Annotated in this window: 15 protein-coding genes; 10 read left to right on the forward strand and 5 right to left on the reverse strand. The window is 63.7% G+C overall.

The genetic code is table 11. The features are described from left to right. The first annotated feature begins 2 nt into the window (after positions 1 to 2). The 7 genes from ACE3TY_RS10850 (at position 3) to ACE3TY_RS10880 (ending at position 7726) form a co-directional block, all read left to right on the forward strand. Positions 3 to 941, forward strand: a complete 939-nt coding sequence (locus ACE3TY_RS10850; protein ID WP_374653245.1) for an ABC transporter permease — start codon at positions 3 to 5, stop codon at positions 939 to 941. 4 nt (positions 942 to 945) lie between these two features. Beyond that, positions 946 to 2232 (forward strand): amidohydrolase family protein, encoded by a 1287-nt coding sequence (locus ACE3TY_RS10855; protein ID WP_374653049.1) that lies wholly within the window; start codon positions 946 to 948, stop codon positions 2230 to 2232. Positions 2233 to 2449: 217 nt separating this feature from the next. Beyond that, positions 2450 to 3688: a Zn-dependent hydrolase gene (locus ACE3TY_RS10860; RefSeq protein ID WP_374653050.1), complete on the forward strand. Its 1239-nt coding sequence runs from the start codon at positions 2450 to 2452 to the stop codon at positions 3686 to 3688. 129 nt (positions 3689 to 3817) lie between these two features. Then, positions 3818 to 4612 carry an ABC transporter ATP-binding protein gene (locus ACE3TY_RS10865; RefSeq protein WP_374653051.1) on the forward strand — a complete coding sequence of 265 codons (795 nt, stop codon included), beginning with the start codon at positions 3818 to 3820 and terminating at the stop codon, positions 4610 to 4612. Continuing rightward, positions 4609 to 5700, forward strand: coding sequence for an ABC transporter permease (locus ACE3TY_RS10870; protein ID WP_374653052.1), 1092 nt, complete (start codon positions 4609 to 4611; stop codon positions 5698 to 5700). The genes ACE3TY_RS10865 and ACE3TY_RS10870 overlap by 4 nt, the downstream gene beginning before the upstream one ends. Then, entirely contained in the window at positions 5697 to 6665 is a 969-nt protein-coding gene (locus ACE3TY_RS10875) for an ABC transporter permease (protein ID WP_374653053.1), read from the forward strand. Before ACE3TY_RS10870 ends, ACE3TY_RS10875 begins: the two co-directional genes overlap by 4 nt. 50 nt (positions 6666 to 6715) lie before the next feature. Beyond that, positions 6716 to 7726, forward strand: a complete 1011-nt coding sequence (locus ACE3TY_RS10880) for an ABC transporter substrate-binding protein (protein WP_374653054.1) — start codon at positions 6716 to 6718, stop codon at positions 7724 to 7726. A gap of 222 nt (positions 7727 to 7948) precedes the next feature. Here ACE3TY_RS10880 and ACE3TY_RS10885 read toward each other — a convergent pair whose 3' ends face one another. Then, positions 7949 to 9043 (reverse strand): 5-(carboxyamino)imidazole ribonucleotide synthase, encoded by a 1095-nt coding sequence (locus tag ACE3TY_RS10885; RefSeq protein WP_374653055.1) that lies wholly within the window; start codon positions 9041 to 9043, stop codon positions 7949 to 7951. 5 nt (positions 9044 to 9048) lie between these two features. Beyond that, positions 9049 to 9582, reverse strand: coding sequence for a 5-(carboxyamino)imidazole ribonucleotide mutase (purE, locus tag ACE3TY_RS10890; RefSeq protein ID WP_374653056.1), 534 nt, complete (start codon positions 9580 to 9582; stop codon positions 9049 to 9051). A 272-nt stretch (positions 9583 to 9854) separates the two neighbouring features. On the opposite strand from purE, the gene ACE3TY_RS10895 reads away from it, so the two are divergent. Then, complete coding sequence (locus ACE3TY_RS10895) at positions 9855 to 10670, forward strand: GGDEF domain-containing protein (RefSeq protein ID WP_374653057.1); 816 nt, start codon at positions 9855 to 9857, stop codon at positions 10668 to 10670. A gap of 227 nt (positions 10671 to 10897) precedes the next feature. Continuing rightward, entirely contained in the window at positions 10898 to 11527 is a 630-nt protein-coding gene (locus tag ACE3TY_RS10900; RefSeq protein WP_374653058.1) for a DUF2272 domain-containing protein, read from the forward strand. A 146-nt stretch (positions 11528 to 11673) separates the two neighbouring features. Here the strand turns inward: ACE3TY_RS10900 and ACE3TY_RS10905 are convergent, their stop codons facing one another. Together ACE3TY_RS10905 and ACE3TY_RS10910 are read right to left on the reverse strand one after the other, a co-directional pair. Next, positions 11674 to 12339, reverse strand: coding sequence for an RES family NAD+ phosphorylase (locus ACE3TY_RS10905; RefSeq protein WP_374653059.1), 666 nt, complete (start codon positions 12337 to 12339; stop codon positions 11674 to 11676). A 74-nt stretch (positions 12340 to 12413) separates the two neighbouring features. Next, complete coding sequence (locus tag ACE3TY_RS10910; protein ID WP_374653060.1) at positions 12414 to 12854, reverse strand: antitoxin Xre-like helix-turn-helix domain-containing protein; 441 nt, start codon at positions 12852 to 12854, stop codon at positions 12414 to 12416. Positions 12855 to 13051: 197 nt separating this feature from the next. Here ACE3TY_RS10910 and ACE3TY_RS10915 point away from each other — a divergent pair, with 197 nt between their 5' ends. Then, positions 13052 to 13303, forward strand: coding sequence for a hypothetical protein (locus ACE3TY_RS10915; protein WP_374653061.1), 252 nt, complete (start codon positions 13052 to 13054; stop codon positions 13301 to 13303). 67 nt (positions 13304 to 13370) lie between these two features. Here the strand turns inward: ACE3TY_RS10915 and gyrB are convergent, their stop codons facing one another. Continuing rightward, positions 13371 to 15800 (reverse strand): DNA topoisomerase (ATP-hydrolyzing) subunit B, encoded by a 2430-nt coding sequence (gene gyrB / locus ACE3TY_RS10920; protein ID WP_374653062.1) that lies wholly within the window; start codon positions 15798 to 15800, stop codon positions 13371 to 13373. Positions 15801 to 15845: the final 45 nt, after the last annotated feature.

Genomic DNA, 15845 nt, shown 5'->3' on the forward strand with positions numbered 1-15845 from the left:
TGATGCAAGCGCTTGAGATCGTCTTCACCGCCAGCCTCTGGGCCGCCGCCTTGCGCATCGCCTCGCCGCTCATCTTCGCGACGCTCGGCGAGCTTATCTGCGAACGCGCCGGCGTGCTCAACCTCGGTATCGAAGGCATCATGACGGTGGGGGCCTTCACCGGCTGGTTCACGGTCTATCTGGGCGGCGATCTGTGGGTGGGCGTGGCGGTGGCGGCGCTCTCGGGGGCCGCCTTCGGCCTGCTGCATGCGCTGCTCGTGGTGCCGCTGGGCCTCTCGCAGCATGTGACGGGGATCGGCATCACGCTGCTGGCGACCTCGCTCACCTCCTATGTCTACCGCGTCTCACTGCCGGAAGTGACCAGCCCGCCCAAGATCGAGCCGTTCCAGCCGTGGGCGATACCGGGCCTGCACGATCTGCCCTTCCTCGGCGAGGCCTTGTTCAACCAGACGCCGCTTACCTATCTCGCCTTCGTTGCCGTGGCGCTGGTGGCCTATATCCTCTACCGCACGCCGCTGGGCCTTGCGGTGCGCATGGTCGGCGAGAATCCCTCCGCCGTCGAAGCGCAGGGCATCGACGTGACGCTCCTGCGCATCGGCGCGGTGATGGCGGGGAGTGCCCTCATGGCCATTGGCGGGGCGTTCCTCACCATGTCGGCCTTCAACTCATTCTATTTCGACATGGTCAACGGGCGCGGCTGGATCGCCATCGCGCTCGTGGTGTTCGGGTCGTGGCGGCCGGGCAAGGCGCTCATCGGCGCCATCCTGTTCGCGGCCTTCGATGCCTATCAACTGCGGCTGCAGCAGATCGTGGCCGGCGTTCCCTATCAATTCTTCCTGATGCTGCCCTATATCCTCTCGATCCTCGCGCTCGTCACCATGGCGCGGCGGGCGGGTTATCCCCGGGCGCTGATGATTCCCTATCGCAAGGGGGAAAGGTGAAGCCATGTTCGACCTGATCCTGCGTCACGCGACCCTGCCGGACGGGCGCAAGGATGTGGATATCGGCATCAAGGGCCCGCGCATCGTCGCGGTCGAACATGGCCTGCCCGATGCCGGCGAGGCGACGATCAATGCCGGCGGCAATCTGGTCAGCCCGCCCTTCGTCGATGCGCATTTCCACATGGATGCGACCTTGAGCCTGGGGCTGCCGCGCCTCAACAGATCGGGCACCTTGCTGGAAGGCATCCGGCTCTGGGGCGAGTTGAAGCCGCATCTCACCCAGGAAGCGATCATGGAGCGCGCCTTGCGCTATTGCGACTGGGCGGTGGCGCGGGGCCTGCTCGCGATCCGCTCCCATGTCGATATCTGCGACCCCAGGCTGCTGGCGGTGGATGCGCTCCTCGAGGTGAGACGCCGCGTCAAACCCTATCTCGATCTGCAATTGGTGGCTTTCCCCCAGGACGGCTATCTGCGCAACGAAGGTGCGGTCGATCTGCTGAAATCGGCGCTCGACCGTGGGGTCGATGTGGTGGGCGGCATCCCCCATTTCGAACGCACGATGGCGGAGGGTGCCGCCTCGGTGCGGATGCTGTGCGAACTGGCCGCCGCGCGCGGGCTGCCCGTCGACATGCATTGCGACGAGACGGACGATCCGCTGTCGCGCCATATCGAGACGCTCAGCGCGGAGACGCATCGCTTGGGGATGCAAGGCCGCGTTACCGGCTCGCATCTCACCTCGATGCATTCGATGGACAATTATTATGTCAGCAAGCTCATCCCGCTGATGGCGGAGAGCGGCGTCGCTGCCATCGCCAACCCGCTCATCAACATCACCATCCAGGGGCGGCACGATACCTACCCCAAGCGCCGGGGCATGACGCGGGTCCCGGAACTGATGGCGGCCGGCGTCCCCGTGGCCTTCGGCCATGATTGCGTGATGGACCCCTGGTATTCGATGGGGTCGGGCGACATGCTGGATGTGGCCACCATGGCGCTGCATGTCGGGCAGATGACGGGGTTGGAGGCCATGCGCGCCTGTTACCAATCGGTCACCGAGACGCCGGCCAGGATCCTCCATCTCGACGGCTATGGGCTCGAACCCGGCTGTTATGCCGATCTCGTCCTTCTCGATGCCGGCGACCCCATTGAGGCCATCCGTCTCAAGGCGGCGCGGCTCAAGGTGCTGCGCCGGGGCAAGGTCGTGGCGGAAGGACCGGGCGGCGCGATGCGGCTCAATCTGCCGGATCGGCCGCCGGAGGTGACCTTCCGGCATGCTCCACAGCAAGCTTGACCAACCAGTCAGGATTGGGCAGGATTTCCCGCAAGGCCGCAAAGGCCATTTGAAGAAGTCCGCAAGGCAAGACAGGGTTGGTTTGGGCTGCGATCACGCGTCCCTCGTGCTACATCACGCCCTAAGCGTGAGGCCGGGGGCGGGCTGTTCGCATCCATGCTCCCTGTTCACGAGGCAGAACCGGCGGTCAGCCGCCGGTGGGTACCCGGAGGAGAGCATGGCGACCAATCTCAAGATCAATGGCGAGCGGCTGTGGGACAGCCTGATGGAAATGGCGAAGATCGGCGCCACGGAAAAGGGCGGTGTGTGCCGTCTGGCCCTGACCGATCTCGACCGGCAGGCCCGCGATCTCTTCGTCAAATGGTGCAAGGAGGCCGGCTGTTCGATCCGCGTCGACAAGATGGGCAATGTGTTCGCCCGTCGCCCGGGGAAGGATAACAGCCTCGCCCCCGTCATGACGGGCAGCCATATCGACAGCCAGCCCACGGGCGGCAAGTTCGACGGCGTTTACGGCGTGCTGTGCGGGCTCGAAGTCATCCGTTCCCTGAACGACATGAAATACGAGACGCTGCGCCCGGTCGAAGCCGCGATCTGGACCAATGAGGAAGGCTCGCGCTTTGCCCCGGCCATGGTGGCGTCGGGCGTCTTTGCCGGCGTCTTCGACCTCGATTACGGCCTGAACCGCGCCGATCCCGACGGCAAGACCATGGGCGAGGAGCTGAAGCGCATCGGCTATGCCGGCGAGGATGAAGTGGGCGGCAGGCCCGTCCATGCCTTCTTCGAGGCGCATATCGAACAGGGCCCGATCCTGGAAGCGGAAAAGAAGACCATCGGCATCGTGCAAGGGGCGCAAGGCCAGCGCTGGTTCGAAGTGGTGCTGACGGGGCAGGAAGCCCATGCCGGCCCCACGCCGATGAAAGTCAGGAAGGACGCGCTCGTGGGGGCCGCCCATGTGATCGGCGCCATCAACAGAATCGGCCATGACAACCAGCCCTTTGCCTGCGCCACGGTGGGCATGATCAATTCCAGCCCCAATTCCAGGAACGTCATTCCAGGCAAGGTGTTCTTCACCATCGACTTGCGCCACCCCGACGACGCGATCCTTTCCAAGATGGCGGCGGAAGCCAAAGCGGCCTGCGAGGAAGCGGTAGCGCGGAATCATCTGGAGATGGATTTCAAGGAAATCTGGTATTCGCCGCCGGTGAAGTTCGACGCATCCTGTGTGGCGGCGGTGAAGAAAGGGGCCGACGAACTGGGCCTTTCCAACCTCAACATCATCTCCGGTGCCGGGCACGATTCCTGCTACATGAACCGCGTCGCCCCCACCGCCATGGTGTTCATCCCCTGCGAAGGCGGCATCAGCCATAACGAGATCGAGAACGCGACCAAGGAAGATTGCCGCGACGGCTGCGACGTGCTGCTGCGCGCCATGGTCGAACGCGCCAATGCGGCGTGATAGAACGGTGCGCGCATGGACACCCCCTCACCCCGACCCCTCTCCCGCGAGGGGAGAGGGGCTTTCAATGCAAACTCGCTCAAAACTCCCTCTCCCCTCGCGGGAGAGGGCGGGGGTGAGGGGGCTCTGATGACAGGCTCCGACACCGTCATCGACGTGCGCAATCTGGGTCTCACCTTCCAGACGCCGGATGCGCCGGTCCATGCCTTGCAGGACATCAACCTCGAAATCCGGCGCGGCGAGTTCGTCACCTTCATCGGACCGTCGGGCTGCGGCAAGACGACCTTGATGCGGATCGTCGCCGATCTGGAGCAGCCGACCTCGGGCAGCGTCACGGTCAATGGCGTCACCCCGCGCGAGGCGCGCCTCGAACGCGCCTATGGTTACATCTTCCAGGCGGCGGCACTTTATCCCTGGCGCAACATCCAAAGGAATGTCGAGCTGCCGCATGAGATCATGGGTGTCGCGAAGGCCGGGCGGGCCGAGAAGGCGCGGCGTTATCTCGATCTGGTGGGATTGAAGGGCTTCGAGAAGAAGTTCCCGTTCCAGCTCTCGGGCGGCATGCAGCAGCGCGCCTCGATCGCGCGGGCCCTTTCCTTCGATCCCGACCTGCTGCTGATGGACGAGCCCTTCGGCGCGCTCGATGAAATCACGCGCGACCGCATGAACGAGGAACTGCTGTCGATCTGGGCGAAGACGAGGAAGACTGTCATCTTCGTCACGCACTCGATCGACGAAGCCGTGCTGCTTTCGACACGCATCGTCATCATGAGTGCCCGGCCCGGCCGCATCATCGACATCATCGACAGCAACCTGCCCGCGACGCGCACGCTGGAAACGCGGGAATCGCCCGAGGCGCAGGATTTGGCGCACCGCATCCGGATGGGTCTCAAGGCCGGCCATTCCTATGACGAGGTCAAATGAGCACGGGCTTCGCGCAGGGTGTGAAGCATAAGGCGCTGCCGGTGCTGGCGGTCGTCGCCATCATCGTCGTGGCTTGGTACGGGCTCGCGGCCATCCTCAACTGGACCCAGGTCGAGGAAGGCCTGGTCAACGCCGCCGCCGACCAAGCGGCCGAGGCGGAAGCCGAGGCGGCGCTCGGTGGCGATGCGGATGACGCCGCCGGGGATGTGGCGGCGGAGGATGATGAGAGCCAATCCTATGATTCGGCGACGGCGGAGCCGGAAGAGGATATCGCGGGCAGCGACGAAGGCGATGTGACTTCGAATGCGGCGGCCGCAGCGCCGGCCGTCAAGCCGCCTTTCATGGAAACCTTGCGCGGCACCTGGGCGATGGACCGGCCGGTGCTGCCGAGCCCGGACCAGATCCTCAATGAGTTCGCGGCGACGACCTTTGCCGAGCCGGTGAGTTCGAACAAGTCGCTGGTCTATCATGCCGGTGTCACCGCCTCGGCGACGCTGGTGGGTTTTGCGCTGGGCGCCGTGCTTGGCATGCTGCTCGCGGCCGGCATCGTGCATGTCCGCACCCTCGACCGCAGCCTCATGCCCTGGATCATCGCCTCGCAGACCGTGCCGATCCTGGCCATAGCACCCATGATCATCGTCGTGCTCGGCAATATCGGCATCACGGGGCTGGTGCCGAAATCGATCATCTCGATGTATCTCTGCTTCTTTCCCGTCACCATCGGCATGGTGAAGGGCCTGCGCTCGCCCGACCCGATGCAGCTCGACCTCATGCGTTCCTATAATGCGAGCGTCGCGCAGATATTCTGGAAGCTGCGCGTGCCGGCTTCCGTGCCGTTCCTTTTTGCCAGCCTCAAGGTGGCGGTCGCCATCAGCCTCACCGGCGCCATCGTCGGTGAATTGCCGACCGGCGCCTCGGCGGGGCTTGGCGCACGGCTGCTCTCGGGCTCCTATTACGGCCAGACCGTGCAGATCTGGTCGGCGCTGTTCGCGGCGGCCTTGCTCGGCACGGCGCTGGTCTATGGCATCGGCGGCATCGAGCGGCTGGTGCTGCGCGGCGCCGGCCAGGCAGCGAGTGCCCGCGCATGAAACAGCATCATCCGCATCCCTTCGTCATCAGCATTCTGGCGGCCGTGCTGCTGGCGGGCCTTTCGATCTACGGCTTTCACGGCATTCTCTCGGCGGAAGCGGCGGGAACCCTGCCCGACACGGGTTGGGCCAGCATCCTCATCCTTGCCAGCACGGCGGCTTCCTGGTGGTTGCTCGGCAACCTCGTAGGCCTCAAGGATTGGCCGTTCATCGGCTGGCTGGTGCCGGCGGTCTTCGGCATCTCGCTGCTGCTGGGCTGGGAATTCATCTGCCGGGGCTTCGGCGTGCCCAAGGTGCTGCTGCCGGCGCCCAGCCAGATCTGGCTGGCCTTTTTCCGCGAACTCCCCACCCTCGTCGACGATTTCCGCCAGACGTTCTTGAAGGCCGTCATCGCCGGCTTCGTCATCGGCAATGCGCTGGGTCTTGCCACCGCACTCATCGTCGACCGCGTCCCCTTCCTGCAGCGAGGGCTGCTGCCCTTGGGCAACATGGTTTCCGCGGTGCCCATCATCGGCATCGCGCCGATCATGGTGATGTGGTTCGGCTTCGGCTGGGAATCGAAGACGGCGGTCATCGTCTTCATGATCTTCTTTCCCATGCTGGTGAATGCGCTGGCGGGCCTCAACGCCGCCGACAACATGCAGCGCGACCTGATGCGTTCCTATGCCGCCGGCTATTGGGCGACGCTCCTCAAGCTGCGCCTGCCCGCCGCCTTGCCCTTTCTGTTCAACGCTCTCAAGATCAACTCGACCCTGGCGCTCATCGGTGCCATCGTGGCGGAGTTCTTCGGCTCGCCCATCTCGGGCATGGGCTTCCGCATCAGCGTCGAGGTGGCGCGCATGAATGTCGATGTGGTCTGGGCGACGATCGCCGTGGCGGCCCTGGCGGGTTCGCTCTCCTACGGTGTGCTGGCGCTGCTGGAGCGCCGACTCACCTCCTGGCACGCGTCCTTCCGGGGGCGATGATTTCTAAAGAGTTCTTTGGGCGTTAATCATAACGAAAACGGAGGCTTAAAATGGTGCTCAAGAAACTGTTCGGTTCCGCGGTCATCGCGGGATTGCTGCTGGGTGGGGCCACGATGGCGGAAGCCAAGGATGCGCTGACCCTGCAGCTGAAATGGGTGACCCAGGCGCAGTTCGCCGGTTATTACGTGGCGAAGGAAAAGGGCTTCTTCGATGAAGTCGGCCTCGACGTCACGATCAAGGCGGGCGGTCCCGACATCAATCCATCCCAGGTGATCGCCGGCGGCGGCGCCGATGTCGTCGTCGACTGGATGCCATCCGCCCTGGCGACGCGCGAGAAGGGCGTGCCGCTGGTCAACATCGCCCAGTTCTTCCAGAAATCGGGCATGATGCTGACCTGCCGCAAGGATTCCGGCATCAAGACGCCCGCGGATTTCAAGGACAAGACGCTGGGCGTCTGGTTCGGCGGCAACGAATATCCGTTCCTCAACTGGATGAACAAGCTGGGGCTGAAGACCGACGGTTCGGCCGGCGGCGTCAAGGTGCTGAAGCAGGGCTTCAACGTCGATCCGCTGCTGCAGAAGCAGGCCGATTGCGTTTCCACCATGACCTATAATGAATATTGGCAGGTCATCGACGGGGGCCTCAAGGCCAAGCAGCTCGTCACCTTCCAATATGAAAAGGAAGGGGTGGCGACGCTCGAGGACGGGCTCTACACGCTCGACAAGAATTTGAGCGACCCGGCGATGGTCGACAAGCTGGCCCGCTTCGTGAAGGCGGCGCAGAAAGGCTGGGACTGGGCGGTGAAGAACCCGAAGGACTCGGTCAAGATCGTGCTGGCCAATGACGCGACCGGCGCCCAGACCGAGAAGCATCAGCTCAGGATGATGAAGGAAATCGCCAAGCTCGTCGGCAAGAACGCCAAGGGCACCGGCTGGCTGGATGATGCCGCTGCCGAGCGGACGGTCGAGACCCTGATGTCGGGCGGTTCCGACCCGGTCATCACCAAGAAGCCGGAAGGTGCCTGGACGCACGCCATCATCGAAAAAGCCAATGCGATGTAAGCGTCCGCGCGGCAATCGTTTCCTCCAAACTGGAAGACCCCGCCGGGAAACCGGCGGGGTTTTTGTTTTTTGGCGAGAGTCTTTGCGCGGAGAGATCCCCCTCTCCCCGACCCTCCCCCAACGTTGGGGGGAGGGAGCCCGCCGAGTTCGCTGAAGCTTTTGCGCGCAAGCTGGCTACAGTTCCTTCCCCCCAACGAGGGAGGGTTAGGGAGAGGGGGGCGATTAGACGCCGCTCTTCTGCCGAATGCGGTTCCAATGGCCCATCTTGCGGCCCGGCCTCGCCTCCGCCTTGCCGTAGAGGTGGAGCTTCACGTCCGGGTCGGCGAGGAGCTGCGGCCAGGTTTCGACCTCGTCGCCGATGAGGTTGGTCATCACCGTGTCGGAATGACGGGCGGGATTGCCGAGGGGCAAGCCGCAGACCGCGCGCACATGCTGCTCGAACTGGCTGGTCACGGCGCCGTCCTGCGACCAGTGGCCGGAATTGTGCGGGCGCGGGGCCAGCTCGTTGACCAGCACGCGGCCGTCCTTGGTGACGAACATCTCGACCGCCAGCAGGCCGACGAGGCCGATCTCGCCGGCGATCTGGCGGGCGATGGCTTCGGCGGCATGCGCCGTCTTGGCCGGGATGCCGGCCGGTACGCTCGATGTGTCGAGGATGTGATGCTTGTGGTGGTTGCGCGCCGGTTCGAACAAGGCCACCTCGCCTTGCGGATTGCGCGCCACGATGACCGATATCTCGCAGTCGAAGTCGATGAAGCCTTCGAGGATGGCGACGGTTCCGCCCATCTTCTTCCAGGCCTCTTCGAGGTCCGTGCCGGCTTCGATGCGCACCTGACCCTTGCCGTCATAGCCGAAGCTCGCGGATTTGAGGATCGAGGGCGTGCCGATGGCGGCCACCGCCTCCGGCAGGCCGGCGGCGCTTTTCACGTCTCGGAAGGCGGTGACCGGCACGCCGATCCCTTCCAGGAAGCGCTTTTCGCGCAGGCGTTCCTGGGTGACGTGCAGCACACGCGGCGCCGGGCGGGTGGGTTTCACCTTGGCCAGGATTTCGGCCGCCTCCGCCGGAATATTCTCGAACTCGAAGGTGACGACATCGACCGATTTCGCGAAGGCTTCGAGAGCCGCGAGATCGTCATACCGCGCCACCGTGTTGCGCCAGGAAACCTGCGCCGCCGGCCCGTCCTTTTCCGGCGAGAAGATGTGCACCTTGTAGCCGAGGCGTCCAGCCGCCAGCGCCGACATGCGGCCCAGCTGGCCGCCGCCCAGGATGCCGATGACCGAGCCAGGCGGCAGGATCTGGCCATTCTCCGCACTCATGGCCGTCAACCCTCGCGCGCTGGAACTTCGGCGACCGCCTGCGTCTGCTTCTGGCGGAAGGCGGCGAGGCGCCTGGCGAGCGCCTTGTCATGCAAGGCGAGGACAGCCGCCGCCAGCAACGCCGCATTGACCGCGCCGGCTCTGCCGATGGCCAGCGTGCCAACCGGAACACCTGCCGGCATCTGGACGATGGAGAGAAGCGAATCCTCACCCTTCAAGGCGTGGCTTTCGACCGGCACGCCGAACACCGGGAGTTCGGTCAGGCTCGCCGTCATGCCGGGAAGATGGGCGGCACCGCCGGCACCGGCGATGATGACCTGGAGCCCGCGCGCCCTGGCGCCCTGGGCATAGTCGAACATGCGCTTGGGCGTGCGGTGGGCGGAAACGATTCGCGTCTCGGCGGGAACCCCCAGCGTTTCCAGCGTTTCGACGGCATGGCGCATGGTAGCCCAGTCGGACTGGCTGCCCATGATGATGCCGACTTTCGGCGCGGCTGCGGCGCGGCCCGAGGCGGTTTTGCGTTTCTCTTTTGTTGCCATGGCCTTACGCCTTTCGGACCAACCCGTGAAGGGCCGCGATTATAGGTGCAAAGCCCGCCTTGGCAAGCATCGGCGGGGGCCGCATTAACGTGCCCTTAACTCCGTTATTGGCATGATTCGGCATCATTTTTTGGTGGACAGCGCGGGCCCGCGGGAGCTGCCAAAAAGAGATTGCGAGGGCGATCCCGGATCGCCAACATCCGGAGCCTGGGGCAACGGCGCCCGCCCTGGAGCGAAATCGTCAAGTCAAGCCGGGCGTGAGAGGCTGCAGTATGAAGATCAGAGATCGAGCTGGCGGTCCGACGGGGGTTGGTCCCGCTGGCGGCGCCAGGCCGGTTTCCAAGGTCGGCAAGGTCGCCAAGGCGGGTGCCGCGGCCGGCGTCGATGCAGCCAGTTCCGCGACCCAGGCAGGGCCGGTCGACCAGGCAACCTTCCTCGGCCTCACCGAAACCGAACTGTCGCCCAATGTGCGCGCTGCCCTCACGGCGCTGCTCGACGAAGTGCGGCGCCTGCGGGATGAACTCGACCGCACCAGGAAGCGCATCACGCATCTGGAGCGCGTGGCGGATGAAGACGCCATGCTGCCCATCGCCAACCGCCGCGCCTTCGTGCGCGAACTGACGCGGCTCATCTCCTTTTCGGAACGCTACGGCTCGCCGGGTTCGGTGCTCTATTTCGATCTCAATGGCATGAAGCAGATCAACGATCGTTTCGGCCATCCGGCGGGCGATGCGGCCTTGCGGCATTTCGCGACCCTGCTCCTCAACAATGTGCGCGATTCCGATGTCGTGGGGCGGTTGGGCGGCGACGAGTTCGGCGTCATCCTGGCCCAGGCCGATATCGCCCAGGCCCAGGACAAGGCCAACCAGCTGCTCTCCGTCATCGCCCGCTCGCCGCTCATCTGGGAAGGGGTCGATATTCAGCTTTCCTGCGCGGTGGGCCTGCATGAATTCCACGGCCAGCAATCGGCCGACGACGCGCTCTCCCAGGCCGATGCCTCGATGTACCAGGCCAAGCGCCAGCATTATGCCGGCAAGAGCCGTGCCGAGAATGCCGAGGCGGAAGCGGATGAGGCCGACGAGACCTGATGCATCGCCGCTTTACCTGCCGCTCTCCAGGGATGGCAGCGGGATCGACATGATCCCCACTGTCCAGGGGGCCGCGTGCCGCGATACATCCGGATGCGTCTCCACGCGCCAAGCCGTTTAATTATTGCAGGCGGAAGCGTGCTGATTTACAACCCCGAGGCGCAGGCCTAGACTTTCCCCGGCTGCCCGTATCGTCGGGCCGCCAACGCACAGAGCGGAGGGGAGCGATGACAGCCTTTGTCGACAGACTGATCGGCGTCGCGCGGGCGGAATGGGAACGGTTCGGCAGGCAGGAGGCCAACCTGCATCCACCATCGCCCAGGGGCATCAAGGAATCGGATGAGCGGGTCTTTCAGCGCGTCGGCGATTATTGGCGCTTCATCGGTGGCGACTATGCCCACCTGACGGGCAAGTCCACCAGTCAGCCTTGGTCGGCGGCGTTCATTTCCTTCTGCATGCATGAAGCGGGTGCCGGCGAGATGGGCCCCCACGCCATGTTTCCCTACAGTCCGGGCCATTCGGTCTATATCAACCGGGCGATATCGAACAAGGCGAAGGGACTGATGGACGCGCCCATCGTCGGTCACAAGCTCGGCGACTATGCACCCAAGGTCGGCGATCTCATCGGCTATTGGCGTGGCGATGTCGCGGTGACCTACGATACGGCACGCGCCATCGGCTGGTATCCCGCGCATACCGACATCGTGGTGGCGGTCGATGTGCCGAACCGGCACGCTTACTCGATCGGCGGCAATGTCGGCGACAGCGTCACCAAGCGCGAAGTGGCACTCGACGCCGACGGGCTGCTAATCGACACCAAGCAGAAATGGTTCGTGGCCATCGAAAACAACATGTGAGGCCCGGCAGTTTTTTTTGGGGGGGCGGAGGCGGAAAGGGTCGAGCCCGGGCATGACGAATTTGGATACGTGCGATTGCCCTCGGTCAAACCCGGGGATGGCGATATAGGAATCAGCGGTCCCGCCAGCCCATGAAACGCTCGCATCTAGCCGCCAATGTCCTGCACGACGGGTTCGGCGCTGCCCTTCCATGTCAGGCGATAGACGCGTCCCTGTGCAACGGACTGAACCGCATGCGGCCGCAGGGCCACCAAGCAGGTGCCGCCGATATCTCTTACAGAGGGAAAAATTATGCCGTTATGGCCTTGAGAGACCGCCTTGTCCGCCAGCATGTTCCCGGCCGGATAGCCAATTTTCGGGTCGGGGTGCAAGCATTCCGGGCGCGTCGTCAGGTCGCGCAGATCGATGAAGTCGCCGGCGAAGCTCGCAAACATCTCGGCATATTCGACGGCGGTGTTGAAATCGTCGATGCGCGTCAATTCCACGCTGAGGTGATAGGCGACCTCCGCGATGCAGGTCTCCACTTTGAACGCCGAATACCAGGCACCTCGGCCGGGTCCATTGAAGCGATTGCGATCTCTCGGGCGCCAATAGGTAAAGGCTGCGTTGATGAAGCGTTCATGCGCGATGCCGTGAACCAGTTCGCCTTTGAGCAAGCCTTCCTGGCCATATTTGTCCGCGCGAAGCCTTGCGCTCGTCGCCCCCTCGATTTCCGACAGTTCATCGATTTTTTCAGGCGAGACCAGTTTCAATAAGACCGGATCGCGCAGCCGCGCGGAAGAAACGAGGCGTATCGTTCTTTCGATGGCCACGCGACGGACGGGAAAGTCGCGTGCGGGAATTTCAGCGGCAACAGCGTCGCCGGATTTTCCATCCGCATTCCCTGTCACAGGCCGCCACGCAATGCATCGACGTGACGGCGCACTTCCAGCATGAAGGGAATGCCGCCTTCGATCATTGCGGTGACAGGCGCGCGATTCTCAAACAGCGGACCTCGGTTGGCAAGCTTGGGCCAGCGATCGGCCAGATCGCCGATGAACAGCAGGTGCAGGCCCTTCCAGATACCGATGATGGCTGAGGCGCGCATCAACTGGTCCTGGGAAAAAGACTGCTTCCAGTGCCCCGCCTTCACTCTGTCCCAGGTGGTTTCCGAGAGACCGAGCAATGGGGCTGCCTCGGATCCGGTCAGCTTCCACGCATCGGCGATCCTGGTGAGCGCTTCCACCGCCGTCGGGGTCAGCCGCTTGCGATCCTCGTCCTTAACGAAAGTCTGCACCGCATTCGGTGCGCCGTCCGCCGCGTGAAGATAGACAATATTCTCGCCCATCGCGACCTCCATTTGGTGCTAACATAAGCATCAAATGGAGCTTCGTCAATAAAGACCTCGGTCGGCCAGTATTTTTTCTGTCCAATCACCAACCTTTGCCAGGGCGGAGAATGCCGATTAGCCTGATCCAGCGTGTGCAGGCGAGCACCGTACTGTACCTGGTCCTTTATGCCGAGGAGGCGCGTTAACGCTGTCGCGTGCTGCTGAGGCAATTCGTTGCCAAGCGCATCACGAAGCAGTTTAATCAGCCCTCCATGATCCTGTTGGTTGACTTGGCGAGCAAAATGAGCTGTCAGCGCGTCGCCGTAAGCAATTGCCGACAGAACAATATCCGAAATAATTGGGCTGCCACCGAGTTTGGACGAGGCCAATACGAGGCTATCATTGGCGGATTGTCGGTGCTGTTTGGCGACCTCAAGACGGCCTTTGGCGAACTCTGCGCTGACTGACTTTGAAGTCCCTTTGCGTGTCATCGCCGGCGGGTCGCTTTGTCCCGCCGATTTTCAGCAACAGTGATCACACATCCAGATTCGCGACGTTGAGTGCGTTCTGCTGGATGAAGTCGCGCCTGGGTTCGACGAGGTCGCCCATCAGGGTGGAGAAGATTTCTTCCGCTTCGTCGACATGGGCCACCTTTACCTGCAGGAGCGAGCGGGCGGTGGGGTCGAGGGTGGTGGCCCAGAGCTGTTCGGGGTTCATTTCGCCGAGGCCCTTATAGCGCTGGATATCGATGCCCTTGCCGCCGATCTCGACCACCAGGTCGATGAGGTCGATGGGGCCGTGGATGGTGACGCTGCGGTCCTTGGCGGTGAAGGTCGCGGCCTTGCCGAAGGTTTCGCCCAAGCCCTCTTTCATCTGGTCGAGGCGGTGCGCCTCGGCCGAGCGGATGAGGCCGGCATCGATGACATGGCCCGTGGTGACGCCGCGCAGGCGGCGTTTGAAGGCAAGACCGCCCTCGCTGTCGGAGAGGCCCGACCAGCCACGTTCGGTGACCGGCGACAGGGCATCGAGCCGCGCGGCAATGGCGGAAGCGATATCCGGACTGGCGGCGGCCGGCGGGTTGAGCCCACCGGCGATGGCGGTCTGGCTCACCACCGCGGCCGAGCCCACCTTGCGGATCAGGGGTTCCATCAGATGCTTGGCTTGCGCGGCGAGATCGACCACGCGCCGCAGATCCGCGCCGACGATCTGCTCACCGGTTCCCAGGGTCAGCATGGCGCCCTCAAGGCCCAGCGTGATGAGATAGTCTTCGCGCGCCAGATCGTCCTTCAAATAATGCTCGGTCCTGCCCTTGGCGGCGCGATAGAGCGGCGGCTGGGCGATATAGAGATAGCCCTTCTCGATGAGTTCGGGCATCTGCCGGTAGAAGAAGGTGAGCAGCAGCGTGCGGATATGCGAGCCGTCGACATCGGCGTCGGTCATGATGATGATCTTGTGATAGCGCGCCTTGCCGATGTCGAATTCCTCCGGCCCGATGCTGGTGCCGAGTGCCGCGATGAGTGTGCCGATCTGGTCGGATGAAAGCATCTTGTCGAAGCGCGCGCGCTCGACATTGAGGATCTTGCCGCGCAAGGGCAGGATCGCCTGGTTCTTCCGGTGCCGCCCCTGTTTCGCCGAGCCGCCGGCCGAATCGCCCTCGACGATGAAGAGTTCGGACAAGGCCGGGTCGCGTTCCTGGCAATCGGCAAGCTTGCCGGGGAGCGAGGAGATGTCGAGGGGACCCTTGCGGCGCGTGGCCTCGCGGGCCTTGCGCGCGGCTTCGCGCGCGGCAGCCGCTTCGGCCGCCTTGGTGACCACGCGCTTGGCGTCGGCCGGATGTTCCTCGAACCATTGCGCCAGGCGTTCGTTGACGATGTTCTCGACCACGGGCCGCACTTCCGACGAAACCAGCTTGTCTTTCGTCTGCGAGGAGAATTTCGGGTCCGGCACCTTCACGGAGAGAACGCAGGTGAGGCCTTCGCGGGCGTCGTCGCCGGTCAGCGTCACTTTCTCGCGCTTGGCGATGCCGCTTTCCTCCGCGTATTTGTTGACCTGACGGGTCAAGGCGGCGCGAAAACCCTGCAGATGGGTCCCGCCGTCGCGCTGTGGGATGTTGTTGGTGAAGCACAGCATCGTCTCGTGATAGGCGTCGGTCCATTCCAGCGCCGCCTCGACCGTGATGCCGTCCTTCTCGCCGGCGATGACGATGGCCGGGCTGTGGATTGCCGTCTTGCTGCGGTCGAGATAGTGGACGAAGGCCTCGATGCCACCTTCGTAATGCAGTTCGACCGATTTGGGTTCGACGGTGCGGTTGTCGGTGAGGATGAGGCGCACGCCGGAATTCAGGAAGGCCAGTTCGCGCAGGCGATGTTCCAGCGTCGCATAATCATATTCGGTCTTGGTGAAGGTTTCCTTGGAGGCGAGGAACGTCACCTCGGTGCCGCGCTTGCCTTCCGCATCGCCCACCACCGCCAGCGGCGCTTCCGGATCGCCATGGCGGAAGCGCAGGAAATGCTCCTTGCCGTCGCGCCAGATGCGCAAATCGAGCCGTTCCGAGAGCGCATTCACCACGGAAACGCCCACGCCATGCAGGCCGCCCGAGACCTTGTAGCTGTTCTGGTCGAATTTGCCGCCGGCATGGAGCTGGGTCATGATGACCTCGGCCGCCGAGACGCCCTCCTCCTTGTGGATATCGACCGGAATGCCGCGGCCGTTATCGTTCACGGTGACAGAGCCGTCGCCGTTCAAGGTGACGAGGACGCGGTCGCACCAGCCGGCAAGACTCTCGTCGATGGCGTTATCGACGACTTCATAGACCATGTGATGCAGGCCCGACCCGTCATCGGTATCGCCGATATACATGCCAGGGCGCTTCCTCACGGCGTCGAGGCCCTTCAGCACGCGAATGGAATCGGCCCCGTAATCGTCGGCGCCCGGCTGGGATTGGTCTTTGTTCTCGTCGCTCATGGTCTTGAAGCTCGTTTACTGAAAAAGGGTTCGGATACGGCCCGG

This window comes from Dongia sp., from assembly GCF_041918875.1.
Taxonomy (GTDB): Bacteria; Pseudomonadota; Alphaproteobacteria; order Dongiales; family Dongiaceae; genus Dongia.

What these genes read in the sequence shown, in the direction of transcription:
- ACE3TY_RS10850 (WP_374653245.1), top strand. Translation starts at nt 3, where the DNA reads ATGCAAGCGCTTGAGATCGTCTTCACCGCCAGCCTCTGGGCCGCCGCC.
- ACE3TY_RS10855 (WP_374653049.1), top strand. Translation starts at nt 946, where the DNA reads ATGTTCGACCTGATCCTGCGTCACGCGACCCTGCCGGACGGGCGCAAG.
- ACE3TY_RS10860 (WP_374653050.1), top strand. Translation starts at nt 2,450, where the DNA reads ATGGCGACCAATCTCAAGATCAATGGCGAGCGGCTGTGGGACAGCCTG.
- ACE3TY_RS10865 (WP_374653051.1), top strand. Translation starts at nt 3,818, where the DNA reads ATGACAGGCTCCGACACCGTCATCGACGTGCGCAATCTGGGTCTCACC.
- ACE3TY_RS10870 (WP_374653052.1), top strand. Translation starts at nt 4,609, where the DNA reads ATGAGCACGGGCTTCGCGCAGGGTGTGAAGCATAAGGCGCTGCCGGTG.
- ACE3TY_RS10875 (WP_374653053.1), top strand. Translation starts at nt 5,697, where the DNA reads ATGAAACAGCATCATCCGCATCCCTTCGTCATCAGCATTCTGGCGGCC.
- ACE3TY_RS10880 (WP_374653054.1), top strand. Translation starts at nt 6,716, where the DNA reads ATGGTGCTCAAGAAACTGTTCGGTTCCGCGGTCATCGCGGGATTGCTG.
- ACE3TY_RS10885 (WP_374653055.1), bottom strand. Translation starts at nt 9,043, where the DNA reads ATGAGTGCGGAGAATGGCCAGATCCTGCCGCCTGGCTCGGTCATCGGC.
- purE (WP_374653056.1), bottom strand. Translation starts at nt 9,582, where the DNA reads ATGGCAACAAAAGAGAAACGCAAAACCGCCTCGGGCCGCGCCGCAGCC.
- ACE3TY_RS10895 (WP_374653057.1), top strand. Translation starts at nt 9,855, where the DNA reads ATGAAGATCAGAGATCGAGCTGGCGGTCCGACGGGGGTTGGTCCCGCT.
- ACE3TY_RS10900 (WP_374653058.1), top strand. Translation starts at nt 10,898, where the DNA reads ATGACAGCCTTTGTCGACAGACTGATCGGCGTCGCGCGGGCGGAATGG.
- ACE3TY_RS10910 (WP_374653060.1), bottom strand. Translation starts at nt 12,854, where the DNA reads ATGGGCGAGAATATTGTCTATCTTCACGCGGCGGACGGCGCACCGAAT.
- gyrB (WP_374653062.1), bottom strand. Translation starts at nt 15,800, where the DNA reads ATGAGCGACGAGAACAAAGACCAATCCCAGCCGGGCGCCGACGATTAC.